At 63.0% G+C, this 24,028-nt stretch carries 21 protein-coding genes, 1 other RNA gene and 3 pseudogenes; 14 read left to right on the plus strand and 11 right to left on the minus strand.

All coding sequences use genetic code 11. From position 1 onward, the window contains the following. The first annotated feature begins 25 nt into the window (after positions 1-25). Both ACCQ09_RS12850 and ACCQ09_RS12855 read left to right on the plus strand, forming a co-directional pair. A complete protein-coding gene (locus ACCQ09_RS12850) occupies positions 26-427 on the plus strand; it encodes a cytochrome c-type biogenesis protein (protein WP_225443923.1) in 402 nt (133 codons plus the stop codon). Then, positions 427-1,152, plus strand: a complete 726-nt coding sequence (locus tag ACCQ09_RS12855; protein ID WP_040941454.1) for a tetratricopeptide repeat protein — start codon at positions 427-429, stop codon at positions 1,150-1,152. The genes ACCQ09_RS12850 and ACCQ09_RS12855 overlap by 1 nt, the downstream gene beginning before the upstream one ends. Positions 1,153-1,191: 39 nt before the next feature. Here the strand turns inward: ACCQ09_RS12855 and ACCQ09_RS12860 are convergent, their stop codons facing one another. Next, a complete protein-coding gene (locus tag ACCQ09_RS12860) occupies positions 1,192-3,168 on the minus strand; it encodes an ATP-binding protein (protein ID WP_372357279.1) in 1,977 nt (658 codons plus the stop codon). A gap of 82 nt (positions 3,169-3,250) precedes the next feature. Beyond that, entirely contained in the window at positions 3,251-4,747 is a 1,497-nt protein-coding gene (locus tag ACCQ09_RS12865; RefSeq protein WP_016945215.1) for an ATPase domain-containing protein, read from the minus strand. 192 nt (positions 4,748-4,939) lie between these two features. Between ACCQ09_RS12865 and ACCQ09_RS12870 the strand changes: the two genes are divergently transcribed. Then, positions 4,940-5,314 (plus strand): response regulator, encoded by a 375-nt coding sequence (locus tag ACCQ09_RS12870; protein WP_080640113.1) that lies wholly within the window; start codon positions 4,940-4,942, stop codon positions 5,312-5,314. A gap of 22 nt (positions 5,315-5,336) precedes the next feature. On the opposite strand, the pseudogene ACCQ09_RS12875 reads toward ACCQ09_RS12870, so the two are convergent. Next, a pseudogene (locus tag ACCQ09_RS12875) lies at positions 5,337-8,166 on the minus strand (hybrid sensor histidine kinase/response regulator). Between the two features lie 282 nt (positions 8,167-8,448). Between ACCQ09_RS12875 and ACCQ09_RS12880 the strand changes: the two are divergent. Beyond that, a complete protein-coding gene (locus ACCQ09_RS12880; RefSeq protein WP_014507434.1) occupies positions 8,449-8,778 on the plus strand; it encodes a hypothetical protein in 330 nt (109 codons plus the stop codon). 265 nt (positions 8,779-9,043) lie between these two features. Beyond that, on the plus strand, positions 9,044-9,781 hold the full coding sequence (locus ACCQ09_RS12885; RefSeq protein WP_228427883.1) for a DNA/RNA non-specific endonuclease: 738 nt from the start codon (positions 9,044-9,046) through the stop codon (positions 9,779-9,781). A gap of 159 nt (positions 9,782-9,940) precedes the next feature. Here the strand turns inward: ACCQ09_RS12885 and ACCQ09_RS12890 are convergent. Beyond that, a non-coding RNA gene (locus tag ACCQ09_RS12890) (sX9 sRNA) lies at positions 9,941-10,014 on the minus strand. A gap of 167 nt (positions 10,015-10,181) precedes the next feature. On the opposite strand from ACCQ09_RS12890, the gene ACCQ09_RS12895 reads away from it, so the two are divergent. Then, entirely contained in the window at positions 10,182-10,478 is a 297-nt protein-coding gene (locus tag ACCQ09_RS12895) for a hypothetical protein (protein WP_170873826.1), read from the plus strand. 52 nt (positions 10,479-10,530) lie between these two features. Then, positions 10,531-10,749, plus strand: a complete 219-nt coding sequence (locus ACCQ09_RS12900; protein ID WP_011036826.1) for a hypothetical protein — start codon at positions 10,531-10,533, stop codon at positions 10,747-10,749. A 35-nt stretch (positions 10,750-10,784) separates the two neighbouring features. Here ACCQ09_RS12900 and ACCQ09_RS12905 read toward each other — a convergent pair whose 3' ends face one another. Together ACCQ09_RS12905 and ACCQ09_RS12910 are read right to left on the minus strand one after the other, a co-directional pair. Beyond that, positions 10,785-11,015 carry a DUF1653 domain-containing protein gene (locus ACCQ09_RS12905; protein WP_070694577.1) on the minus strand — a complete coding sequence of 77 codons (231 nt, stop codon included), beginning with the start codon at positions 11,013-11,015 and terminating at the stop codon, positions 10,785-10,787. 175 nt (positions 11,016-11,190) lie between these two features. Continuing rightward, positions 11,191-11,802 carry a DUF488 domain-containing protein gene (locus ACCQ09_RS12910; RefSeq protein WP_372386076.1) on the minus strand — a complete coding sequence of 204 codons (612 nt, stop codon included), beginning with the start codon at positions 11,800-11,802 and terminating at the stop codon, positions 11,191-11,193. Between the two features lie 286 nt (positions 11,803-12,088). Between ACCQ09_RS12910 and ACCQ09_RS12915 the strand changes: the two genes are divergently transcribed. From ACCQ09_RS12915 to ACCQ09_RS12930, 4 genes are read left to right on the plus strand one after another with little or no spacing between them, the layout of a single operon-like run. Beyond that, complete coding sequence (locus ACCQ09_RS12915; RefSeq protein ID WP_228427882.1) at positions 12,089-13,084, plus strand: acyl-CoA dehydrogenase family protein; 996 nt, start codon at positions 12,089-12,091, stop codon at positions 13,082-13,084. Then, entirely contained in the window at positions 13,072-13,833 is a 762-nt protein-coding gene (locus ACCQ09_RS12920) for a PIG-L deacetylase family protein (RefSeq protein ID WP_228427881.1), read from the plus strand. Before ACCQ09_RS12915 ends, ACCQ09_RS12920 begins: the two co-directional genes overlap by 13 nt. Continuing rightward, positions 13,830-14,426: a methyltransferase domain-containing protein gene (locus ACCQ09_RS12925; protein WP_076035940.1), complete on the plus strand. Its 597-nt coding sequence runs from the start codon at positions 13,830-13,832 to the stop codon at positions 14,424-14,426. The genes ACCQ09_RS12920 and ACCQ09_RS12925 overlap by 4 nt, the downstream gene beginning before the upstream one ends. Continuing rightward, on the plus strand, positions 14,423-15,100 hold the full coding sequence (locus ACCQ09_RS12930; RefSeq protein WP_227971658.1) for a glycosyltransferase family 2 protein: 678 nt from the start codon (positions 14,423-14,425) through the stop codon (positions 15,098-15,100). The genes ACCQ09_RS12925 and ACCQ09_RS12930 overlap by 4 nt, the downstream gene beginning before the upstream one ends. Before the next feature lie 9 nt (positions 15,101-15,109). On the opposite strand, the gene ACCQ09_RS12935 is transcribed toward ACCQ09_RS12930, so the two are convergent. Further along, positions 15,110-15,514, minus strand: a complete 405-nt coding sequence (locus ACCQ09_RS12935) for a hypothetical protein (protein ID WP_228427880.1) — start codon at positions 15,512-15,514, stop codon at positions 15,110-15,112. Between the two features lie 344 nt (positions 15,515-15,858). Here ACCQ09_RS12935 and ACCQ09_RS12940 point away from each other — a divergent pair, with 344 nt between their 5' ends. Then, positions 15,859-17,883, plus strand: a complete 2,025-nt coding sequence (locus ACCQ09_RS12940) for a hypothetical protein (RefSeq protein WP_228427879.1) — start codon at positions 15,859-15,861, stop codon at positions 17,881-17,883. Here ACCQ09_RS12940 and ACCQ09_RS12945 read toward each other — a convergent pair. From ACCQ09_RS12945 to ACCQ09_RS12955, 3 genes and pseudogenes are all read right to left on the minus strand, one after another. Beyond that, a pseudogene (locus ACCQ09_RS12945) lies at positions 17,866-18,216 on the minus strand (IS5-like element IS1480b family transposase); the annotation flags it as partial. The gene ACCQ09_RS12940 and the pseudogene ACCQ09_RS12945 overlap by 18 nt on opposite strands. A gap of 31 nt (positions 18,217-18,247) precedes the next feature. Further along, positions 18,248-19,380 (minus strand): IS3-like element IS476 family transposase gene (locus tag ACCQ09_RS12950; protein ID WP_087942069.1). Its coding sequence is split into 2 segments (ribosomal slippage): positions 18,248-19,125 and positions 19,125-19,380, totalling 1,134 coding nucleotides; the frame shifts between segments, so codons are not numbered across the junction. A gap of 46 nt (positions 19,381-19,426) precedes the next feature. Next, positions 19,427-19,895 (minus strand): annotated as a pseudogene (locus ACCQ09_RS12955) (IS5 family transposase); the annotation flags it as partial. 197 nt (positions 19,896-20,092) lie between these two features. Between ACCQ09_RS12955 and ACCQ09_RS12960 the strand changes: the two are divergent. Continuing rightward, positions 20,093-21,355, plus strand: coding sequence for a DEAD/DEAH box helicase (locus tag ACCQ09_RS12960; RefSeq protein WP_228428491.1), 1,263 nt, complete (start codon positions 20,093-20,095; stop codon positions 21,353-21,355). Positions 21,356-21,431: 76 nt separating this feature from the next. Then, positions 21,432-22,892 carry a restriction endonuclease gene (locus ACCQ09_RS12965; RefSeq protein ID WP_197708504.1) on the plus strand — a complete coding sequence of 487 codons (1,461 nt, stop codon included), beginning with the start codon at positions 21,432-21,434 and terminating at the stop codon, positions 22,890-22,892. On the opposite strand, the gene ACCQ09_RS12970 is transcribed toward ACCQ09_RS12965, so the two are convergent. Then, a protein-coding gene (locus ACCQ09_RS12970) for an IS3-like element IS476 family transposase (protein ID WP_087942069.1) occupies positions 22,893-24,025 on the minus strand; the annotation gives its coding sequence in 2 pieces (ribosomal slippage) (positions 22,893-23,770 and positions 23,770-24,025; 1,134 coding nt in all). Positions 24,026-24,028 lie beyond the last annotated feature (3 nt).

Below are 24,028 nucleotides of genomic sequence, written 5' to 3' on the forward strand. Positions count from 1 at the left end.
CCTGCTGCTGGCGCTGCTGCTGGGCATGCTGCTGGCCCCACCGCTGGCCGCCCAGGCGGTGGACCCGTTGCCGTTCAAGGACCGCAACGAAGAAACACGCTTCCAGCGATTGACCGCGCAGCTGCGCTGCCTGGTCTGCCAGAACGAGAACCTGGCCGACTCCAATGCAGACCTGGCCCGCGACCTGCGCCACCAGGTGTTCGCGCAACTTCAGGCCGGCCGCAGCGATGCGCAGATCAAGCAGTACATGGTGGAGCGCTATTCGGATTTCGTGTTGTACGACCCACCGGTCAAGCGCGGCACCTGGCTGCTGTGGTTCGGGCCGTTGCTGATGTTGGGCGCAGGCGCGGCCGTGGTCCTGCACACCGTGCGTAAACGGGCGCGTGCCGGCACCCCGGTGGCGCCACAGACCGAGGAAGACTGGTGATGATCGGGTTTTATGTCGCAAGCGCCGCGATGGTGGTGGGCGCCACGGCGCTGCTGGTGGTGCCGGTGCGCCAGCATGCGCAGCGCAACGGCAGCGCGCGGCATGCGCTGCCGTTGCTGCTGATGCTGGGCCTGCCACTGGGCACGGCGGGGCTGTATCGCCTGGTCGGCACGCCCGATGCAATGGCGAACGTGCAACCACAGCGTGCGGCTGCAAGCGCCCTCGCGCAGCCCGGCAGTGCAGCGTCTGCGTCAGGCATGACTGCTGCAGTAGAGCAAACGCCGGCACCGGACTCGCAACAGGCCGCCGCGCTACAGGCGCTCACCAGCTGGATGCAGCAGGCCAAGGCGCATGAGCAGGAAAACCGCCCTGCCGAGGCACGCGATGCGTATGCGCAGGCGTTGCAGCTGGCACCGGACAACAGCGCGGCCATCGTGGGCTGGGTGGCCTCGGACATGGCCACGCGCGCAGACTTCGCCATCGACGCGTCCTCGCGGGCACGCTTGCAGCAGGTGGTTGCCGCCGAGCCGGACAACCAGCGCGGCCTGTGGCTGCTGGGCATCAGTGATTTCCAGCAACACGACTACGCCGCGGCCACCGACCACTGGCAGCATCTGCATGGGTTGCTGGACACCGGCTCGCCGATGCAACAGGCCGTTGCCGACAAGATTGCGGTGGCGCAATCGTTGGCCAGCGCGCGGCAATCGAAGGCAGCCATGCGTTGATTGCCTGCAGCGCGTGGCGGCAGCGACGCACGCGCAGCGTTACGCGGAAGGCCCCAGCACTTCGTGCAACTTGCCGCTGAACTCGCCCAGCGTAAATGGCTTGGCGATCATGCTCATGCCCTCGCCCAGGAATTCGCCGCGATCGCGCGCGGTTTCCGCATAGCCGGTCATGAAGATCACCGGCAGATCGCGACGCGACTGGCGTGCGATCTCGGCCAGCTGGCGGCCGTTGAGGCCAGGCAAGCCGACATCGGTGACCAGCAGGTCGATGCGCTGCGGTGAGGCCAGGATCGGCAATGCCGCATCGGCATCGGCCACCACTTCGGCCTGGTAGCCGAGCTCCTGCAGTAATTCGGTGACCAGCAGCCGCACCTGCGCATCGTCTTCGACCACCAGCACCTGCTGGCCCTGCCCGGCGACCACGCTGCTGGGCAGCACGGCCGGGCGCGCATCGTGCACGTTGACGCCGGAGGGCAGATACAGGCTCACGGTGGTCCCCGCGCCCGGTTCCGATTCCACCCACACCTGGCCGTTGGACTGCTGCATGAAGCCGTAGATCATCGACATGCCCAGGCCGGTGCCCTGGCCGATCGGCTTGGTGGTGTAGAACGGTTCGAACACCCGCTCCAGCACGTCCGGGGTCATGCCGGTGCCACTGTCTGTGACCGAGACCACCGCATAGCCGCCCACTGCGAGCGTGATGCCGCGGCCGAGCAGCAACGGTGCGTCGGTGACGGTCAGATGCCGGGTGGCGATGCGCAGCTGGCCGCCATCGGGCATGGCGTCGCGCGCGTTGATCGCCAGGTTGAGCAAGGCGCTTTCCAGCTGGTTTTCATCCACGTACGCCGCCGGCATGTCCGCCTGCAGGTCGGTCACCAGCTGCACCGATTCGCCCAGCGTGCGCGCCAGCAATTCCTGCAGCGATACCACCAGGTCATTGACGTGCAGATGCCGGGCCTCCAGCGATTGCCGGCGCGAAAACGCCAGCAGCCGCTGGGTCAACGCTGCCGCGCGCAGCGCCGAGGCCGAGGCCACATCCAGGAACCGGCCCAGCCCTTCACTGCGGCCCTGGTCGATGCGCAGCCGCGCCAGATCCAGTGCCGAGAGAATGCCGGTGAGCATGTTGTTGAAATCGTGCGCGATACCGCCGGTGAGCTGGCCCACCGCTTCCATCTTCTGTGCCTGGCGCAACGCCGCTTCGCTGCTTTCGCGCGCCTGCATCTGCTGCTCCAGCTCGGCGGTACGTTCGGCCACCTTGGCTTCGAGCAGCGTGGCCTGCTGCTGGATCGACTCCATCGCCACGGTGCGCGCGGTCACATCGGTGGCGAACACATGAAAACCGTCCACCTCGCCATGCGCATCGAAGCGTGGCAGGTAGCGGATCTCCGCATCGCGGCGGCGGCCGTCGGCATGCGGCCAGCTCACCTCCACGGTGAGCGCCTTCCCGGCAAGGGCGGCATCGATCCAGCCGCGCCGCTGGCGCACCAGCGCCGGCCCCATCACCTCGTCCAGCGACCGCCCGACCACAGCGGCGGGCGACTGCCCGATCCACACTTCGTAGGCCTGGTTGGCGAAGCGGTAGATCAGGTGTTTGTCGATGAAGGCGATCAGCACCGGCAACGCATCGGTGACGCGGCGCAGCTCGGCTTCGCTCAGCGCCAGCGCCGCCTGGCTTTCGGCCAGCTGCGCCATCTGGTCGCGAATGACGAATTGCTTCTGACGCGAGCGCAGCGCCGTGGAAATAGCACTCTGCAACGACACCGCACCCAACGGGCGTTCCAGCTCGATGACGTTGATCGCCGCCGCCGGCAGCGTGGTGTGCCGGTTGTAATAGGCCCCGCGCGAGGAGCGCAGCAGCACGAACGGAATGTCCGACCATGGCGGCTGCGCCTGCAGCGCGGCGGTCAAGGCCTCCACATCACCGGCCACCGCTTCTTCGGTCAGCACCACTACGCCGGCGGAGTCGTCCAGCTGCCGCGCCATCTGCGCGAGCGAATCATGGATGCACACCGACAGGTCCTGACGATCCAGGATGACCGCAATGCTCTCCGCATCACGGCCAAATGGCGCCACGATGTGGACCGTGCCGCCGGGGGCCTCAACGCCGCGCAAGATCGTTGCCCAGCAGCGGCGCCTCGTCACCGATGAAATGCGGCGTCCCGGTCAGCACGCCGTGGAAGTCGTTGAGCGGCGCGCTCAGGCGAATGCCCGAATTACCGATGCGCAGCTCGCGGATGGCATCTTCGTGCGCACCGCTGCGGTTCTTGATCACCGACAGCGCCTTGCGGATGCGGCCCTGTGCTTCGAAGAAGCGGAACAGGATGACGGTGTCGGCCATGTAGGAGATGTTGAGGTTGCCGGTGGACATCGTGCCCACCAGACCATGCTGCGGATTGATCAGGAAGGTGGTCACGCCGCTCTGGTTCAGATACGACAGCAGCTCGTGCATCTGCAGCATCAGCTGCTTTTCCTGCGGCATCGACGACAGATAGCCGTTGAGGCTGTCGATCACCAGCAGGCGGCAGTTGCGCTGCTCCACGCTGGCGCGCACCTGCCAGGCGAACTCGCCCGGCGACAGCTCGGCCGGATCCATCTGAAGCAGTTCCAGCATCCCCGACTCCAGATGCCGGCGCAGATCCAGCCCCAGTGATTCGGCGCGCGCCAGCAAGGTGCCGGTGCGCTCGTCGAATTCGAAGATGCAGCAGTGCTCGCCACGTGCACATGCCGCAGCGACGTATTGCAGGGCGACATTGGTCTTGCCACTGCCGGCCGGGCCGGTGAGCAAGGTACTGGTGCCACGCAACGGCCCACCGTGCAGCAGATCGTCGACTTCCTGCACCCCGCTGGAGACTGCCTCGCCGATGAAGGTGACATGGTGGTCGGAGGCGATCAGGCGCGGGTAGATCCGCAGGCCGCCACGCAGGATCGACAGATCGTGATAGCCGGCAATGAAATCCACGCCGCGCAATTTCTGCACCTGCATGCGCCGACGTGCGGCGCCGAAATCCAGCGTCAACCGCTCCAGCGATACCACGCCATGACACAGGCTATGCAGATGCGAATCGCGTCCCTCGCTGGTGCCGGTCAGATCGTCCACCAGCAGCACGGTGATGTTGCGCGGCGCAAAGAACTGCTTGAGCGCCAGCACCTGGCGGCGGTAGCGCAGCGAGTCCTGCGCCAGCAGGCGCAATTCGGACAACGAGTCGAACACCACGCGCTGCGGCTTGACCCGGTCCACCTCGGCCTGGATGAGCTTGACGGTGCCATCCAGTTCCAGTTCCCACGGGTGCAGGATGGATTGCTGCCGCCCGTCGCCCAGAAACGCTTCGGCCGATGCCAGCTCGAAAATATGCAACGCATCAAGCGACCAGCCGTGCGACTGCGCAACTTCCTGCAGCTCATCCAGCGTTTCGGACAAGGTGATGTACAGGCAACTCTCGCCCTTGGACGCGCCTTCCAGCAGGAACTGCAGCGCCAGCGTGGTCTTGCCCGAGCCTGGCTGGCCTTCGAGCAGGTACAGCCGGTTGGACGGCAGCCCACCACGCAGGATGGTGTCGAGTCCGCTTGTTCCCGTGGCGATACGCGTTGAGGTCATTGGATGAAGTGTCCCTAGGCCATTCAGGTTAACACGCGCGTTCACTCCTTCACCGAAGCCGGCTGAAGTGCTCAGCTTGCTGCCAGGGCTACCGCTGGACACCGTCACACCTGCCCCAACGCAACCCTCACGGCCCCTGCCCTAGCGTTGCACGCAGATCGCTGCACCGCGACAGATTGTTTTGAGGCTCTGGTGAATCACGCAACTGCACACGCACGCATCCTGCTGGTGGAAGACAACGACGCTATCCGCCTGATGACCACCGACATCCTGAGTGCCGAAGGCTACACGGTGGTCGCCGCAGAGGATGCCGAAGTTGCATTGCAGCAGCTACAGAACCTGCCGGTCTTTGATTTGCTGTTGTCCGATATCTGCCTGCCCGGCATGAACGGGCGCGACCTGGCCGACAACGCACGTGTGTTGTACCCGAGCTTGCCCATCGTGTTCATGACCGGGTTCGCAGGTGCGGCATCGGCGCGCAAGGACTTTCTGGCCAGCGGCATGCGTCTGCTCACCAAGCCGTTCACGCTGCGCGATCTGCTGGACACCGTCCGCACCTCGCTGTAATCCACTGCGGCGCCAGCAGCAGTCAGCCTGCACCGCTGACGGGACGAGCGAGCAGTTGGCCAACCCTGCGCTCCAGGTCGGCGGCCAGGAATGGCTTGGTCAGCACTTCCATACCTGTCTCCAGTTGCCCGGCACCCACGGCCGCGCTCGCTGCGTAGCCGGTCACGAACAACACCGGCAGCGCTGGCCGCTGCAGACGGCCGGCATCGGCCACCTGCCGTCCATTGAGCGCGCCAGTAAGGCCGACGTCGGTCACCAGCAGGTCGATCACCTCCGCCGATTGCAGGCGCTCCACCGCGGTACTGCCGTCCGCGACGTCGATGACCCGGTAACCGGCATCGGTCAGCACTTCGCAGATCAGGATGCGGATCGGCGCTTCATCTTCCACCAGCAACACGGTCTTGCTGTCGGCGTCCGTTGGCAGCGTGGGCGCGTCGATGGCGGCCTGGTCGGCGGGCAACGGTTCGCCGGTAAAGCGCGGCAGGTACAGCGACATGGTGGTGCCGACCTCGGCTTCGGAATGCATGCGTACCTGCCCGCCGGACTGCCGGGTAAACCCGTAGATCATCGACAGACCGAGGCCGGTGCCCTGCCCGATCGGCTTGGTGGTGAAGAACGGCTCGAACACTTTTTCCATCACCTCTTCGCTCATGCCGGTGCCGGTGTCCTGCACGCTCAGGCACATGTATTGCCCTTCCGGCAGCTCCAGCTGCTGCGCGGCGCTGCCACGCAGCTCGGCATTGGTAATGGCGATGGTCAGGGCACCGCCATCGGGCATGGCGTCACGTGCATTGATGCACAGGTTGAGCAAGGCGTTTTCCAGCTGCGGCGCATCGACCAGCACCTGCCACGCTTGCGCATCGGCACGCAGTTGCAGCGCGATCGATGGTCCCAGCGTGCGCGCAATGATCTCGCGCATGCCGCGCACCAGCGTTTCCACTTCCAGCGCGGTGGGCGCCAGCGTTTGCCGCCGCGAAAACGCCAGCAGGCGCTGGGTCAGCGCCGCCGCACGCGCCGCGCTGGATTGCGCCATCTCCACGTAGCGCTCCAGCCGGTCGTAACGGCCTTGCGCGATGCGCGTTTGCAGCAGCTCCAGCCCCACGCTGATGGCAGTCAACAGATTATTGAAGTCATGCGCCAGCCCGCCGGTGAGCTGCCCCACCGCTTCCATCTTCTGGCTCTGGCGCAATTTTTCTTCGGCCAACAACAGCTCGGCGGTGCGCTCGCGCACGCGCTCTTCCAGGGTATCGGTGAGCTGGCGCAACTGCGCCTCGGCCTGCCGCTTGTCGGTGATGTCGGTGGCGGTGCCGAACCACTCGATGATGCGCGCGTGCGCATCCAGCAGCGGCACCGCACGCATCTGCGTCCAGCCGGTCTGCTGGTCGGGAAGATTGACGCGGTACTCCACATCCAGGCTGGCCGTGTTCGCGATCGCGGTGGCAATGGCTTGTGCCAGCTGCGCGCGATCGTCCGGATGCACCAGCTCCTGCTGCCAACGTGGATTGGCCGGCAGGTAGTCACTGAGCACGCCATTGCCCACGCGGTGGCGCAAGGCGCTCCAATCGGCACTGGCCGAAAAGATCGCATGCGACGACGCGCGCACCAGTGCATCCAGGCGGCGCTCGCTCTTGAGCAGCGCTTCGCCGGCCAGGCGCTCGGCGGTGCGGTCGCGCAACACCTTCACGAACCCGATGGCTGCGCCGGTTTCCTCGCGCAACACCATCATCGAGCCGTTGGCCCAGAAGCGCTCGCCGGAGCTGCGCACATGCCAGCGCTCATCCGTGCCGCTGCCTGTTTCCAACGCGCTCGCCATTTCGATCAGCAGCTGCTTGCGTGCGATGTCTTCGGGAGTGAAGGTGCGCTCCAGCGTCTGGCCCAGCATGTCGGCCTCGGCCCAGCCCAGGATGCGCCGCGCGCCCTCATTCCATCACCCGGCCCTGCAGATCGGTGGCGATGATGGCGTAATCCATCACGCTGTCCAGGATCTGCCGGTTGCGCACCTCCGCTTCGCGCACGGCGCGTTCCAGGCTGAGGCGGTCGGTGATATCCAGGCCCTGGATGAACACGCCGGAGATCGCGCCATCGCTGCCGGTGATCGGCTGATACACCAGATCCAGCAGGCGCCGCTCCACTGCACCGTCCGGTTCGGCCTGCATGGTGTAGGCAAGCGCATTGGCCGTGTACGCACGGCCGGAGCGGTACACCTCGTCCAGCGGCTGCAGGTAGCCCTGCTCGGCCGCGTCCGGCAATGCCTCGGCCAGCGGCTTGCCGATCACATCGCGGTGCCCGATCAGCTTCGAATAGCCATCATTGACGAACTCCACCCGATGCTGCGGCCCGGTGAGGAACGCCATGAACATCGGCGCCTGCTCGAACAACCGGATCAGGCGTTCGTGTTCGTCGCCCAGGTGCTGCTGCGCCAGCTTGCGATCGGTGACCTCGTTGGTGACGCAGAACGCACCGCCCACACGGCCGTCGTCCAGATAGATCGGCGAAAACGAAAACGTCCACCAGGTCTGCTCCGGGCTGCCGTGCCGATTCATGCCAATGGGCATTTCCTCGAAGCGCGACGCGTGGCCGGCAAACGCGGCCTCGATCGGCCCACGCACGGCGTCCCACGCATCGGCCCACAACGCGCGCAACGGCGCGCCCAACGCACGCCGCTGGCGCGGGCCCAGGATCGGGGTGTAGGCGTCGTTGTAGAAGAATGTCAGCGCCTCGCCCCACACCAGATACATGCTTTCGGGCGAGCTCAGAATAAGGTTGACCGCGCTGCGCAGCGGTGCCGGCCATTGTGTTGGCGGCCCGAGTGGCGTCAGCGCCCAATCGTGCTCGCGCACCGCTTGCGCCATGGTGCTGGCGCCGTGCGGAAATGCCGCCGTCACGCGCGCTCCCGCCGCACCTGCGGGGCCATCATCGCGCACGGCAGCGGCACTTCGCCGATAAAAACCTCTGTGGCGCTGACGCTGGCGAGCAACGCCGTGGCATCCGTGGTCACGCGTGCATACATGTGTCTGAACACCAGAAAGCAAAGGGAATGCGACATCGCAGCTGCACGTGACGAGGGCTAGCAGCCGCTGCCGCCAATGATGGGAGTGCGGCGCAGCCACGTCCAGCACGCACGCCTGGAGTGCATGTTGCTGTTGTCGCAGGTCGCTGATGAAGGTGTCGCGTTCTTTGCTGATGGTGTGGCAGGCATCAGCCACGCAAGCGCGCTCAATCATGCCGCGCCGCTAGATGCTGCTGGGAGTGCAAGACGACGCATGCTGGTGCTTGCGTATTCGCCGATCGGCCGTGATCGAGCGATTCGGCCTTGCTGTGCATCCAGAACGCATCTTGATGGGTTGATGCACCATTGGCGTGCAACCAAGCAATGGCTGCATCAGTGCGCGCGCATGCACAACGATGCAGCACGTGCACGACAGTTTGTTTGCACGCAGGTGATCGCGCTCTTACACAGTTGAAGTTTTTGCACTGAGTCACAGCTCGCGAAATCCGGCGTTGACGCTCGCGCTCGCTTGACGGATATCTACCCCACCGCGTGCCACTGCGTGGCGATAGGGGCGCGGCAACCACCATTCAACGACAGGCCTACACAGGCGGCCTTCGGCTGCCCGCGACATCAACGCCATCACGCATCTCGCTCGACAGGTGGCGGACGTTTCCGGTGCCTGGCGCCAGCGGCGTGCGCCTAACTGACAGACACACCACCCACGGAGATGTACCGCTATGCGTTTGGGAATCTTCCTCGCCGTTTTCCTCCTCACCACCTTCAGTGCCGGTGCCCAGGCCCAAGTGGTCACGCTCAACAAGGGCGGCTTCCTGCTGCGCTACGACTGCACCAACCGCACGGCCTTGCGTTACGAATACACGCTCACCGCCGACACCGGCTCGGCCGCGCGTCCGTCCAGCTTCTTCCTGGACACCGACCTGCCCAGCGGTTGCGCCGGCCAGACCACCACCAACTCGTATGCGAGCGTGCGCTCCGGCTACGACCGTGGCCATCTGGTCACCTCCAACCACATGGACTACAACGCCACCTACATTCGCCGTGCCAACTTCATGTCCAACATCGTTCCGCAGGTGGCTGGCTTCAACCAGGGAATCTGGGTACGTGCAGAAAATGTCGCCGAGTGCTACCGCGACATCGCCAGCGTGCAGGTCTATGGCGGCGTGATCTATAGCGACACCAGCAACGACTACTTCCTGGCCAGCCACGGCATCCGCACACCGGATTTCTTCTGGAAGACCATCATCACCGCCAACCCGGGCGGCGGCACGCGCGCGATCAGCTGGCTGATTCCCAACAGCGCCACGCTTGGCTCACTGGACAGCTACATCGTCAGCATCGATGAGCTGGAAGACCTCTACGGTGCCAGCGAGATCGGCATCTCAGCACCAGCCGGAGTGAAGGCAATGCTGCCTGCAACCACCTGGCCGCAGCCGAGCAATTGCGACCTGGGTTAACCGATCTGACGTAATGCGCAAGAAGCCCTGTATGCAGGGCTTTTTGCTTTTACGCGCGGCGCATAGTCGCGCTACTTACTAAAGCTTCTGCCTGCTTGCACTCCATGCATTGCAGGCCGGCGAGATTGGCTCTTGGCGTTCGCCCGAACCGCTAAGAGCGGCTAACAAAACGTAGCGAGCAGTCGTCAGGTGGGTGCGGAAGGCGCGGAGGAACCGGAGTGTACGGGGTACATGAGGATTCCGAGCACTGGCCGCGCCCGCCTGGCGGCTGCGCAGTAGTTTTGATAGCTGCTCTAAACATCGGTGGCGCGTTTGTGATCAGGTTCGTGCCCGACGCCCACGCCGATGCATACGCGCGCCGTAACTGCAGTGCGTCCCGATGCCGAGCAACTGCGTAGCCGTGGCCGGCCTCAAGCGCGGCGACCTGTCGGGTTACGTGTGGAACTGGATCGCCGCGCAGCGCCTACGCATCACGGCCGAGCTCTTCAAGACCATGCCAGGCAAGAATCTCGTCGATGCGCCGACCGACAAAGCGTGCATCTTCGACCGACAATGCGCGTGCCTCGATGACCTCAGCCATCCCGGCAAAGGCTTGCCAGAAATGGCAGCGATCCGGGCACGACTTCAGCAACGCCGGCACCGCGGCATCGAGATGATCCAGATGTGTGCGCAGCGCGGTTCGATCCATCCGACCTAGTATCGGCCACACCGTCTCACGGCATGAGACGCGCACTGGCGACACTTCTGCCATGGCACCCCCACCTCACCCGCCCACCAGTCTGTTCGAGCAGCTCTGCCGGCGCGTGGCGACCAGCGCGGACCCGTGGGAGGCGATCGAAGCGTTCGAGCGCGACCTGCTCCGCCGCTATCCCGACGATGGCGCCGAAGCGGTGGAGCTGGTGATCGCCTTCGCCTCCAGACTTGGCCTGCTGTCGCGGGAGGCGCTCGACCGCCAGCACGACGCGTAAGCATCGAAGCGGCAGAAGCGACGCAGGGCCTGCGGTCAGCCGATACGTTCGAACCGCGGCCGCATCATGCCCTCTACCTCGACCTGCGCCACAAACATCTCGAATGGCCGCACCCACATCCCTACGTCCGTCTCGAGCGGGCGGTACAGCACCAGCGGCGCCAATGTCTCGCTGTGACGAACCACGCCCAGCACCTCGTAGTGCCCACCTTTGAAATGCCGATAACGGCCGGGCTCGATGGACGGGAGCGGAGGCAAGGAAGGCATGGGCATGCGTCATGAGTGGAAGTGCGCAAGGGTAGCCTAGCTTCGCCGCTCGCGTGGTGCGAGGGCTGCTGACTGCTGGACTCGCGTCCGCGATCAGCAGACGACAAGATGCGTACTGGCAGGCTTGCGCACACATACTGCAGCTTGCGCAGGCGCTGCGCGCGATGCGTGCAGGCTACGCATCGTGCTCCGCAAATAAAGCGCCCTGCTGCGGCGGATAGATCAAATCTGCGCCTGCCACCTGCGCGCCGGGCGTCAGCTGGTGCGGCTGCGGGGGCTTCTCGCTCATCACGTGCAACACTGCATGGCCGCGGTGCACCAGCAAATCGGAAATCAACCGGCGGTGGCACTGCCACCACAGCGCCTCTGCACACATCAGCGCGCTACGCGTGCTCGCCGCAAGCGTGGTCACCTGCGCGAATGCCCGCTGGAATTCCGCGCTGGTCATATGATCGGCATAGCCCTGGAACGCGGCATTACGCCAGGCCCCATTCGGCGATCCCGGCTGCGCACGACGGCGTCCACCGAGCTGTGGCAACCAGACGTAGGCCAAGCCGATCTCGGCCAACGCCGATGCCATTACGTCACTTGCAAACCACGGATAGCGCCTGGAGCCAGGAAAACGCCGCACATCCACCACTGCCTCGATGCGGTGCACGCGCAGCAGTGCGACAAACGCTTCCCAACTGCGTGTGGAATGGCCAATCGTCCAGACGGTGCTGGGAGCACCGGCATCCGCTTTGGCCAACGCATGTACCTCGTGGATCTGCGGCGTTTCAGTGTTCATCGCCATGGCATTCGTTGATCGCAAAAGTTCAGTGCGACCGTAAAAGATATGCCACGCACGCGAGGTGAACTGGCTGTTGCGCCACTGTATGTGTTGCTATCAGCAATTCCGCAACGTCGCTGCGAATGCCGCCGCTCCGAGACTCCCGCCTTTCTGTTGCTTGCACGCCAACGAATCCTCGTGACTGTCTGCGCACAGCACACCCAAGCCAACTCAACCGGCGTCATCACCGCACCGCGATGACCGCCTCACACCTCTTGCACCGACCGCTGCTTAGCTTTTCGTGATGAACGCACGCATCAGCCCGATGACACTCATTTCGTCATCACCCCCTCCAGCATCTGCGCAGAGTGGCCTCGACCTGGCCGCAGCGAATACATGGCTGGCCATGCATCCCACGCTGCCCTTGCCTGGGCGTGGCAACACCCTCGCACGCTGGCGCATCCTCGCCGACATCGCGGCGGCGGACTTGTGCGTTGCCAAATTGCTGGAGGCGCACTACGACGCGCAGGCCATCTGCGCGGACCTGGGCAGTGATCTCATGCAGCCAGAGCAGTGCTGGGCCGTGTGGGCGGCCGAGCCGCCCGGCACGGACATGCACTTCACCGACAACGCATTGCACGGCACCAAGGCCTGGTGCTCGGGCGCAGCGCATGTCACGCATGCACTGGTCACCGCGCCGCACCAGGGTGCTCCAGGCCTGTTTGCCGTCGCGCTCGATCAGCCCGGCATTCGCATCGATGCCAGCGCGTGGCAGGCGCTCGGCATGCGCGCGATCGAAACGGCCAACGTCACATTCTCTGCCACGCCGGCACAGCTGGTCGCCGCAGATGGCGGCTATCTGGCGCGCCCGGGGTTCTGGCACGGCGGTGCCGGCATTGCCGCGTGCTGGTTCGGCGCAACCGCGGCGGTGGCAGACGTATTGCGGCAATCACCGCGCGTGCGCCGCGACCCACACGCCGCTGCGCACCTCGGCGCCATCGATACGGGCCTGGCCAGCACGCGTGCGCTGATGCGCGAGCTGGCGGCACGCATCGATGCGCAGCCACACCTGGCGCATCAGCGCGAGGTGATGCAGCTGCGCAGCAGTGTCGAAGCCATCGCCCGCGACACCGTGGATCGCGTCGCCCGCGCACTCGGCCCCGGCCCGCTATGCATGCAGGGCGCGCATGCGCAGCGGTGTGCAGATCTGCTGGTCTTCATTCGCCAACACCATGCAGAGCGCGACCTGCAATCGCTGGGCGAGCGCTGCCACCAGGAGGCGGCCGCATGGACGCTCTAGCAGGGCAGCCGATCGAAGGCAGTGGAACTCCGGAATCGGTGTGGCGCGCTGCCGCCGTGCTCCAGCACATGCCGCAAGTGTCACTGGGCGCGCTGCTGCAGGATGCGCGGCGGCTGGTGGTGGTTGCGCCACATCCGGACGATGAAGTGCTTGGCTGTGGTGGTTTGATGGCCGCCGCGCAGGCACACGGCATTCCGGTCTGTGTGATTGCGCTGACCGATGGCGAGATGGCCTACCCGCACGTGCCCGCCTGGGCACCGCACCTGTTGGCGCCTGCGCGCAGGCAGGAACTCGATGCGGCACTGGCCGCCCTTGGGCTGACTAACAACGCGGCGACCCATTGCGATCTTGGCGACGGCGCATTGCACGAGCACGAAGACGCCATGACGCGCGCGATTGCCAGCCAGCTGCAGCCAGAGGATCTTGTATTGGTCACCTGGCACCGCGACGGCCACCCCGACCACGAAGCCGCCGCGCGTGCCACCCACGCCGCCTGCGCACGCCACGGTGTGCGCCTGCTCACCTATCCGGTGTGGGCATGGCATTGGTCGCAACCGGGCGACGGCATTTTTGAGGACGACCGCGCACTGCGTTTCGAGCTCACGCCCGCCGTGCACGCCGCCAAACAGCGCGCGATCACGTATTTTTCCACCCAACTCGGCACCTGCACTCCACCGGTCAACGAGCCGATTCTTCCACCGCATGTGCTGGCGCGTTTCGATCGCACGTTCGAAGTGTTCTTCGCATGAGCGTGTTGAACAGCGACGACTTCGAGCAGCTCTACGCGGACGCTGACCCGTTTGGCTACCGCTCCCGCTGGTACGAGCAACGCAAGCGCGCCGTGCTGCTGGCCGCCCTGCCCTTTCCCTTGGTCGACTGCGGCTGGGAGTTCGGCTGTTCCAATGGCGAGCTCACCGCAGAGCTGGGCACGCGCTGCACCCGCTTGCTGGCAACCGATCTTTCTCACCACGCCGTCAAGCTGGCCAGCGAGCGCGTGCAGCAGCACCCAGGCATCACGCTGCAACATGCCAACCATCCGGCCGACTGGCCAACCGAACAGTTCGACCTGATCGTCTTCAGCGAAGTCGGTTACTACCTCGACGCCAACGCATTCGAGCGCACCGTCGCCTTGTTCGCCACATCGCTTGCGCCGCAAGGTTGCCTGGTGGCCTGCCACTGGCGGCATCCGTTCGAAGGCGCGGTGCGCAGTGCGGAGCACGTGCATCAAGCGCTCGATCAGGTGCTGGCGCGCGACACCCTGTGCCGTTACGAAGACGCAGATTTCCTGCTACAGGCATGGATGGCAGGCCATTCGATCGCACAACGCGAGCAGTTGCGATGATCGCAGTCACCATCCCCGCGCATAACGAGCAGGCGCTGATCGGGCCCTGCCTGCAGTCCATCCGCGTGGCCGCGCAGCACCCTGCCCTGCAGGGCGAAGCGGTCGAGATTCACGTCGCACTGGACCGTTGCACCGATCAAACCGGCGTCATCGCCCGCGCGCATGGCGCGATCACCCAGGAGGTGTGCGGCGGCGTGGGTGTTGCACGCGCGGCCGCCGCAAGCGCGGCCATTGCGCGCGGTGCGCATTGGCTGGCGTGCACCGATGCCGACACACGCGTCCCGCCCGATTGGCTTGTGGCGCAACTCGCCTGCGCGGCAGATGCCTTCTGCGGCGTCGTGGAAGTGACCGACTGGCGCGATCACCTGAGCCAGACCCGCGCCGCGTTTCTGGCCAGCGAAATCCGGCACGACGGCCATCCGCATGTGCATGGCGCAAACCTGGGCATGCGAACCTCCGCCTATCTGGCCGCCGGCGGCTTTTCCAACGCGAGTAGCAGCGAAGATGTCGCGCTGGTCGCCGCCCTGGAACAGGCAGGCATGCGCATCGCGCGCCTGGCCAGCCCGGTGGTGAACACCAGTGCGCGCCGCAGTGCACGTGCGAGTGGCGGCTTCGCCGATTATCTGCTGCGCCTGGAGGCAGCCCTGCTGGCAGCCAGCCCAAGCCTGAGCTGACCCTCTCCACTAAGAGCAGCGATCAAAACGACTGCGCAGCTGCCAGGCGGGCGCGGCCGGTGCTCGGAATCGGCATGTACCCCGTACACCCCGGTTCCTCCGCGCCGTCCGCATCAGGTGACGATTGAAATCGGGTGCACCGTCGTTCCACCAGACCGCCCCACGCTCACCGAGTCCTGTTTTTGCAGCATCCACCTCACCGCGCGCTGCTTTGCGTTGCATCGCGTCGCGCGTACGTAGCGCCGCTTTGACCGCACGTCGCGCGTCCATCAAGGCATGCACCAGCGCATCGCGTGCTTCTGCCGGTAGATCAGGATTGGTCGCGCGCCACAAGCGCCCGCAGACTACGAGATACCGGCCATCTGGGGTGCGGAGAGGCCCGTCAGCTGCTTGCTTGGGAGTCGCGCTACGCATGTGTGGCAGAAATGTCGAGAGACGCGGTAGTGAACCGTGCCTTCCGCGAATGCGATGTCGAGAAGCAGGAGGAGAGCCTTCGGAGTTAACTATTCGAGGCTTAGCGGCGGTCGAGGTCGAACGCACAAGACGATTGGCGGAGAGAGTGGGATCGGATCACGTCCGACTTAACCCATTTAATCCTTTGCAGAAAGCGTGCTCGGCAGGTTTCCTTTCAATGTTTCCTCGATCATAGCGCCGGGCTTGGCTCGATTGCTAGCGCCCGCTTGCCTGTGAGGTAGATCGACGCTGGCACCGCTCCTCTGCGTAAACTGGACCGAAGCCATATCACCACCGAGTCAAGGATGAGCCGTCCCTATCTTTCCAGCTCCATCGATCAGCTCGAGGAACTGTTTTCCACATCCCAGAATGCATCCCCGGTATTGCTCGCCATTGCGACCGAACTAGGGTTTAGAAGAACTGCACGGGCAAAAGAGTTGGAGGTCGAGGTGATGCAGACCTTGGCTCGCTTGAGCCCGGAAGCTGAGCAAGAACGTCCTGCACCCCCATCGCAGGCCGAAGGTGCCACCGGAGATAGGGACAGGCTCTGGTCTCCACCCGTGGCTCCGCCTGACTCGGCACACCGCCCCAAAATTTATGCCAATCGCCCCAAGGATGTGCTTGCTGCGTGGTCTGCGCTGGAGGTCCTGTCACCCCAAACCTATGACCGCACTATCGACCTGGCGAAGGGAGACCGCGCCATCGTTTCCATCAGCGATGGCCGCCTGCCTTGGGACAGAGGGTCTGCGAGCTCGCGCCCCAGGCAGAAGATTTATTTCCACATCGTTTTGGCGACCATTCCTGCCGCGCCCGCTTTCGCTGCATTGATCGACCGCTTCAAAGACTCCCGTCTTGAACGCCCGAGCGTTAAAGGTGACGTTGTTCTTGCCTCATTGCTTGTGGACAAGGAAGGAATCCTTGCTGGAGAGGCACCCGTCTCGCTGTCCGCGTTCGGATGGGGCTTGCCTGTCGCCCTGGGAGGGTCGCTCAAGGACTTGGCTGCCTGGACCCAACAAGAACCGCGGCTGATCGAAGGCCTCACCAAGCAGTTGGGCGTTTCATCAACAGAGACCCCAGTTCCACTGACGTGGGAAGCGCTACAACGCGCCTCTTCCTGGCTGGTAGACACCCTTGGGTTATCCGGACACCAAGTAAGCGGCCCGACATTCGCTGTCGCCCATTACCTCTACTACACGTTGCGGATTGTTCCAGATCCGCTTCTTCTCAATAGCTTTTACCTGCGCGACTTGGCCAAGGCACGAGAGATCGCCAACAAGGGCGAACTCCCCAAAGCGTTGTCTCTCTATCTGGGCAGCCAGAAGCCAGCAGCACGACGGGACTTATTGAAAGACGATGCCGCCCTGGAAGCTTCGTTGGCTCCAGCCGATGTGCCGCTGGGTCGATGGCCCACCCCTGCATCGCATACCCCTGCCCTGTTACAGCAGGCTGCTGTCAACTCGGCGGGGCGTTTGTCCGGAGGCCCCGGGATTTTAGGCGTCAATGGCCCACCTGGGACGGGAAAAAGCACCCTGCTGCGTGACATTGTGGCGGATTTGCTGACTCGCCGAGCCACAGCCATGTGCGCGTTCACCGACCCGACCCAAGCTTTTAAAGTCGGTTGGACAAAGAGGGCCAAGGGAGAGACCCAGGAGCTTCACGCGCTGGATGCCAGCTTGCGGGGATTCGAGATGATCGTTGCCAGCTCGAACAACAAGGCCGTCGAGAACGTCAGTGCAGAAATGCCATCGATGCAAGCGATTCCCGGCGACTCCCTCCTGCGCTATTTCGCGCCGTTGGCTTCTGATCTATTGGACCGCGAGGCATGGGGGTTGATGACAGCGGTCCTCGGCAATGCATCCAATCGGTCTGCGTTCCGAAAGAAATTTTGGGGAGACTCGCCACGCTCCCTTGAACGCTACCTCAAACAGGTCAGCGGCATCGCACCGCGTGAAGACGGGTCTCCCGAGGGCCTGGCCGAACTTTGCAGTGCGCCATCTACTCCAAAGGAAGCCCAAGACCGCTGGGAGCGTGCTCGAAAGCATTTCAAGCAACTCTCCAGTGCGTGCTCCACGCGGTTGTCTCAGCTGGAAAACTTGCGACGCGCCTTGATCCAACTGCCCAAGCTGCGGGAAGAAGAGAAGGCAAAACGCCAACAACATCTGGAGGCATCCAGTCATGCCAACCAGGCACAGTCGCTGCTTGCTGCCTTGGTTCGAGATACACAGACCGCAACTTTGGCGCTACAGCAGTGTGAGACCGCGCTGTCCCATCATGCGCAAAAGCGACCTAGTTTTTTCAGTCTAAGAACCTGTTCACGATCTTCTGAGTAATAGTGCCAAGAAGGCCAAATGGATGAACTGCAGGCTGGTGTTGAGTTTGCGCTCGCAGTTCTTCCATAGCCTTCGGTTCTTCTCCAGCCAAGCAAAACTACGCTCGACGATCCATCGCTTGGGCATGACCTTGAAGGTGTGCAGTTCGCTGCGCTTGGCAATCTGCACCGTGAGCTGCTCGCCTAAAATCTCTCGCACGCCGTCGGCAAACCGTACGCCGGTGTAACCGCTGTCGCACAGTAAGCTTTGTACATGCGTCAAATTTGACTGGCAGCGCTCCAACGCCTGCAGCGCACCTTTGCGGTCGGTCACCTCCGCCGTCGTCACCGCGATTGTGACCTGCCCCCATCGTCCGTACCAGTGATTACTGATAAAGCCCGGGGTTGAAGGGTACTGCGTTGTTGGCTTGTTGTGTACGGTAGTTGGCGGCGAACTGTGCCGGCGGGATGCGACCACAACTGCTGTGCGGCCTGATCTGGTTGTAGTGGCGTCGCCAGTCTGCGATCACGTCCCGGGCTTGTGCCAACGAGGTGAACCAGTGCTCGTTGAGGCACTCGTCGCGGAACTTGCCGTTGAAGCTTTCGATGTAGGCGTTCTGCGTGGGGGCACCCGGCTCGATCAGGATGTGCTCGATGCCATGTTGCTGCGTCCAGGCAATGAAGGCGCGACTGGTGAACTCGGGGCCATTGTCGGTGCGGACCGCGCGTGGATAGCCACGGAAACACGCCGCCTGATCGAGCAGGCGCACTACGTAAGCCCCGCTGATGCCGTGATCCACGGCAATGTCCACGCTCTCGCGAGTGAAGTCGTCGACCACGGTCAGGCACTTGATGCGGCGTGCGTTGGCCAGCGCATCGAACACGAAGTCCATGCTCCAGGTGTCGTTCGGCATGGAGGACGCCAGCAGTTTCTGCCGCTCACCCACCGGACGCTTGGCCTTGCGCCGTTTGCGCACCTTCAGCTCGGCTTCCTCGTACAGGCGATAAATCTTTTTGTGATTCACGGATGGAAACTCCGGGCGCAACAAATCATGCAGTCGGCGATAGCCGAAGCGGCGGTGGGTCTGGGCCAGCTCGACCAGCCGCGCCGACAGCGCCTGCGTGGCTGGCGTCGGCACGGGTGCGTGGCGGAAAGCATCGCGGGACAGCCCCGCAAGGCGGCAAGCCCGGCGCTCGCTCAACGGGGTGTGTTCGAGCATTCGTCGGATTGCCTCGCGCTTGCGTTGCGGGGCTAGCGTTTTACCCCGAAGCCAACCTTCAGCGCTTCGATGTCCAGGTGCGCCTCGGCCAGCAACTTCTTCAATCGAGTGTTCTGGACCTCCAGTTCTTTCAGCCGCTTGGCCTCGTCGGCCTCCATCCCCCCGTACTTGGCCCGCCACTGATAAAAGCTGGCCGGGCTGAAACCATGCCGACGGCACAACTCTGCCACGGCCATGCCCGCGTCGGCCTGTTTGATAAACCCGATGATCTGCTCGGTGCTGAATCTGCTCTTCTTCATGTCCGTCCTCTTGGGTTCACGGACTTTATAGCTTCAGCTGGTACGGCTCAGTTGGGGGCAGGTCAAGCGCATGGGGCAATCCCTGAGTATCAACAGCGATATGCCGCTTGATGCCCGACACCTTCTTGCCCGCGTCATATCCCTTTTGCCCCGCTGTGTCCGTGTTCTTTACGCTCTGCGCGTCCACGATCAAGAACCTGGTGCAGGCGTTGCGCTCCTGTCTGGCGCGGGCCACGCCAACCTGATTTTTTAAGTGCCTGCTCCAGCAGGCTCACTCCCTCATCGTCGCACTCGCTCCACTTGGCAAAGTACGAGTGCACGGTCCGCCACTTCGGAAAGTCGCTGGGTAACGCTCGCCATTGGCAACCGGTTCGCAGTACGTACAACACTGCGCACCACACCTCATACACATCCACACGGCGTGGCTTGGTGCGCTTACGCGCTTGTTCCAGGATCGGCAGCACGTGTTCGAACTGCTCCCGGCTCATGTCACTCGGATAGGTCTTTTGGCGCATCCGCATAGTCTGCACTGCTCAGGAAAGATCGTGAACAGGTTCTAAGGCGTCTTTTTGGTGCCCAGTCCGCCAAATCTTGGGAGGTCACGCATGGGCCTCTCAAACATCAGGCTGACATCGCAAAGACGGCGAGGGGCATCGCTGTAGAAGCCCAATCCAAGGCAGATGGTTTGGCGCGGGCAGCTGGGCAGCAAGCAGTGATTGCTTCACAGGAACTCGAAAAGGCCAGTAAGAAACGCGAAGCGACGGAGCAGCAGTGCCACGAGGTGCAGATCGGCGCTGGAGCTCACGTGCTGGACGAGCATTTCCTTTCACTGCCGCACGAGCAGAAGCAGCTGGCCGTGCCCTGGCTGGACAGTGAGCTACAGAAGCTTCGAATGGAGGTCTTCGAAGCAGCCATGGAAGTGCATCGGGCCTTCATCGACGCAGCAGCAAAGCCCCTTCTCCATAACATCAACGCCTTGGTCGGAGGAAACTTCAACATTCCACCAGACCGACAGCACTTGAGCGGACATCTATGGAGCAGCTTGTTCCTGGTCGTGCCGGTCATTTCAACAACGTTTGCTTCCGTCGAGCGAATGTTGGGACGTCTTCCCCAGGAAACCTTTGGCTGGCTTCTGGTGGATGAAGCAGGGCAAGCGACGCCGCAAGCAGTCGTAGGTGCCCTGCTTCGATGTCAGCGAGCAGTGGTCGTGGGCGATCCGCAGCAAGTTGAGCCAGTCGTTCCGCTGCCTGACGTGCTGACTGCTGCCGTCCTTCGCGAGTTTGATGCCGACCCTGACAAATTCGGAGCCCCAAATGCGTCGGCTCAAACCTTGGCCGACGAGGCTGGAGACTATTGCGCCACGTTCGATACGGCCGGTGGATTCCGGACGGTGGGATCTCCCCTGCTCGTCCACCGTCGGTGTGCGTCGCCGATGTTCGAGATTTCCAACACAATTGCTTATGGCGGGTTGATGGTCCAGGCAAAGCCCCCTAAGGGCTCGAGCATTCGAGATGTCTTGGGCAACTCCCATTGGATAGACGTGCTTGGAAGTGCGCGGGACAAGTTCTCACCGGAGGAAGGCCAGCAACTGTTGCTTTTTCTCAGGACTTTGAGAAACAACGCGGTTCTCCCTGATCTCTACATCGTCACGCCCTTTGTCGCCGTTCAAGATGGCCTTCGAGAGCTGGTGAAGCAGGACGGCGTCTTGCAAGGCTGGGTGGAAAATTCCTCCAAGTGGCCATCCGAGCGGATTGGCACCGTCCACACTGTCCAAGGAAGAGAGGCGGAGGCCGTCATCATCGTTCTAGGGGCCCCGGACCCTGGCCAAAATGGCGCCCGGCAATGGGCCGGTTCGACGCCGAACCTGCTCAACGTCGCAGTCACCCGAGCCAAGGAAGCCGTTTACGTGATTGGTAATCGCTCACTTTGGTCAGCCGCTGGGAAATTTAGTGCGCTGAATCTAAAGCTGCGTTGAGCAACGATAGGATGGTACTCGCAACGCTTTCAAGATCAGACAAAACAAGGGGGACGGTATGGGGAGACGGACAGGCTTGGAAGGATTCATCCGCGCAGCTGGACGAGCTGCGGCAAGCGCTGAGAGGGAACGCAAGCGCCAGGAGCGCATGCGTCAAACGCATTTTAGGCAATTGGAGCGCCATGCTCGCATGGCTGCGGCACAGCAAGTCCGCGATCAACGTGCGTTCGACCGTGAACAAAAAGAATCGGCTAAGCGAGCCAAAGCGGAATACCTCGATGACCGCCAGGGAGAGGTGGATGACCTCAACGCAGAGCTTGCCGACCGCATGGAGGACTTGCGTGGAATCCTTGCCCATACGCTGTCTCATGACGACACCATCGACTTTGCAAGTCTTCGGCATGTCGAGCCTTTTGAACGGTTCGAGACACCAAAGGATCTGCAACCTGCTCGCCCTCCCGAGATGCAGCCAGTTCCGCTCCCCACGGGCATCTATCGGTTCATTCCGGGTGCCTCTGGTCGTCATGCCGCAGCTGTAGCGAAAGCAACAGCGGCGCATAGGCTCGTGCTGAACGATTTTGAAGAAAAAGAAAGAGCCAAAAGCAATCGTGTTGCCGGCCTGAAGGCCAAATACGAAAAGGAACGAGCAGTCTACGAAGCCGATGTCAAACGTCGCGACACCGAGATAGATGCTCTCCAATCGGCCTACATGGCGCACGATGCCGATGCGATCGTGGCCTACAACGAGATGGTTTTGACACGCTCAGAATATCCGTCCGAGGGCTTCCCCCAGGTCTTCAAACTTGCTTATGGCCAGGACTCGTCCGAGCTTGTCATCGAATACGATTTACCAGAAATATCAACGATTCCTGCAGATGCTGAATACCGCTACGTCAAGACGAAGGATCTCATTGAATCCAAGGCCCGTAAGCCGGCGGAGATCAAAGCACTCTATCAGGACATTATTGCTTCAATTGCGCTTCGAACCCTGCACGAAGTTTTCGAGGCAGATCAAGCGAACGCTTTATCGCTGGTCACCTTCAACGGCATGATCGACACGCACGACCCCGCCAGCGGCCGCGAGTTGCGAGTCCCGGTGGTTTCAGTTCGCACAACAAAGATAGCGTTTCTGGAACTCCGCTTGGAACGTGTAGAGAAGATCCCGTGCCTTCGGAACTTAGGCGCCCAGGTCTCCAATCGTCCAGACGAGCTCCAAGCAATCAAACCTATCATCGACTTCGACATGGTGGATAAGCGCTTCATCGAGCAGGGGGATGTGCTCTCCACACTCGAATCGCGGCCTAATCTGCTAGAACTGACTCCAGGAGAGTTTGAGGTGCTGGTGGCGAATCTGTTTTCGAAGATGGGCCTCGACACTAAGCTCACCCGCAGCTCTCGCGATGGAGGCGTGGATGCAGTGGCCTTCGATACCCGTCCGGTGCTCGGTGGGAAGGTGGTTATCCAAGCAAAACGGTATCGCGACACAGTGGGTATTAGTGCTGTTCGAGTGACCTGCCCCCATCGTCCGTACCAGTGATTACTGATAAAGCCCGGGGTTGAAGGGTACTGCGTTGTTGGCTTGTTGTGTACGGTAGTTGGCGGCGAACTGTGCCGGCGGGATGCGACCACAACTGCTGTGCGGCCTGATCTGGTTGTAGTGGCGTCGCCAGTCTGCGATCACGTCCCGGGCTTGTGCCAACGAGGTGAACCAGTGCTCGTTGAGGCACTCGTCGCGGAACTTGCCGTTGAAGCTTTCGATGTAGGCGTTCTGCGTGGGGGCACCCGGCTCGATCAGGATGTGCTCAATGCCATGTTGCTGCGTCCAGGCAATGAAGGCGCGACTGGTGAACTCGGGGCCATTGTCGGTGCGGACCGCGCGTGGATAGCCACGGAAACACGCCGCCTGATCGAGCAGGCGCACTACGTAAGCCCCGCTGATGCCGTGATCCACGGCAATGTCCACGCTCTCGCGAGTGAAGTCGTCGACCACGGTCAGGCACTTGATGCGGCGTGCGTTGGCCAGCGCATCGAACACGAAGTCCATGCTCCAGGTGTCGTTCGGCATGGAGGACGCCAGCAGTTTCTGCCGCTCACCCACCGGACGCTTGGCCTTGCGCCGTTTGCGCACCTTCAGCTCGGCTTCCTCGTACAGGCGATAAATCTTTTTGTGATTCACGGATGGAAACTCCGGGCGCAACAAATCATGCAGTCGGCGATAGCCGAAGCGGCGGTGGGTCTGGGCCAGCTCGACCAGCCGCGCCGACAGCGCCTGCGTGGCTGGCGTCGGCACGGGTGCGTGGCGGAAAGCATCGCGGGACAGCCCCGCAAGGCGGCAAGCCCGGCGCTCGCTCAACGGGGTGTGTTCGAGCATTCGTCGGATTGCCTCGCGCTTGCGTTGCGGGGCTAGCGTTTTACCCCGAAGCCAACCTTCAGCGCTTCGATGTCCAGGTGCGCCTCGGCCAGCAACTTCTTCAATCGAGTGTTCTGGACCTCCAGTTCTTTCAGCCGCTTGGCCTCGTCGGCCTCCATCCCCCCGTACTTGGCCCGCCACTGATAAAAGCTGGCCGGGCTGAAACCATGCCGACGGCACAACTCTGCCACGGCCATGCCCGCGTCGGCCTGTTTGATAAACCCGATGATCTGCTCGGTGCTGAATCTGCTCTTCTTCATGTC

The sequence above is a fragment of the Xanthomonas sp. NCPPB 2586 genome (assembly GCF_041475775.2).
GTDB lineage: Bacteria > Pseudomonadota > Gammaproteobacteria > Xanthomonadales > Xanthomonadaceae > Xanthomonas > Xanthomonas campestris.

What these genes read in the sequence shown, in the direction of transcription:
- ACCQ09_RS12850 (WP_225443923.1), top strand. Translation starts at nt 26, where the DNA reads ATGCTGCTGGCCCCACCGCTGGCCGCCCAGGCGGTGGACCCGTTGCCG.
- ACCQ09_RS12855 (WP_040941454.1), top strand. Translation starts at nt 427, where the DNA reads ATGATCGGGTTTTATGTCGCAAGCGCCGCGATGGTGGTGGGCGCCACG.
- ACCQ09_RS12865 (WP_016945215.1), bottom strand. Translation starts at nt 4,747, where the DNA reads ATGACCTCAACGCGTATCGCCACGGGAACAAGCGGACTCGACACCATC.
- ACCQ09_RS12880 (WP_014507434.1), top strand. Translation starts at nt 8,449, where the DNA reads ATGTTGCTGTTGTCGCAGGTCGCTGATGAAGGTGTCGCGTTCTTTGCT.
- ACCQ09_RS12885 (WP_228427883.1), top strand. Translation starts at nt 9,044, where the DNA reads ATGCGTTTGGGAATCTTCCTCGCCGTTTTCCTCCTCACCACCTTCAGT.
- ACCQ09_RS12900 (WP_011036826.1), top strand. Translation starts at nt 10,531, where the DNA reads ATGGCACCCCCACCTCACCCGCCCACCAGTCTGTTCGAGCAGCTCTGC.
- ACCQ09_RS12905 (WP_070694577.1), bottom strand. Translation starts at nt 11,015, where the DNA reads ATGCCTTCCTTGCCTCCGCTCCCGTCCATCGAGCCCGGCCGTTATCGG.
- ACCQ09_RS12910 (WP_372386076.1), bottom strand. Translation starts at nt 11,802, where the DNA reads ATGAACACTGAAACGCCGCAGATCCACGAGGTACATGCGTTGGCCAAA.
- ACCQ09_RS12915 (WP_228427882.1), top strand. Translation starts at nt 12,089, where the DNA reads ATGAACGCACGCATCAGCCCGATGACACTCATTTCGTCATCACCCCCT.
- ACCQ09_RS12920 (WP_228427881.1), top strand. Translation starts at nt 13,072, where the DNA reads ATGGACGCTCTAGCAGGGCAGCCGATCGAAGGCAGTGGAACTCCGGAA.
- ACCQ09_RS12925 (WP_076035940.1), top strand. Translation starts at nt 13,830, where the DNA reads ATGAGCGTGTTGAACAGCGACGACTTCGAGCAGCTCTACGCGGACGCT.
- ACCQ09_RS12930 (WP_227971658.1), top strand. Translation starts at nt 14,423, where the DNA reads ATGATCGCAGTCACCATCCCCGCGCATAACGAGCAGGCGCTGATCGGG.
- ACCQ09_RS12935 (WP_228427880.1), bottom strand. Translation starts at nt 15,514, where the DNA reads ATGCGTAGCGCGACTCCCAAGCAAGCAGCTGACGGGCCTCTCCGCACC.
- ACCQ09_RS12940 (WP_228427879.1), top strand. Translation starts at nt 15,859, where the DNA reads ATGAGCCGTCCCTATCTTTCCAGCTCCATCGATCAGCTCGAGGAACTG.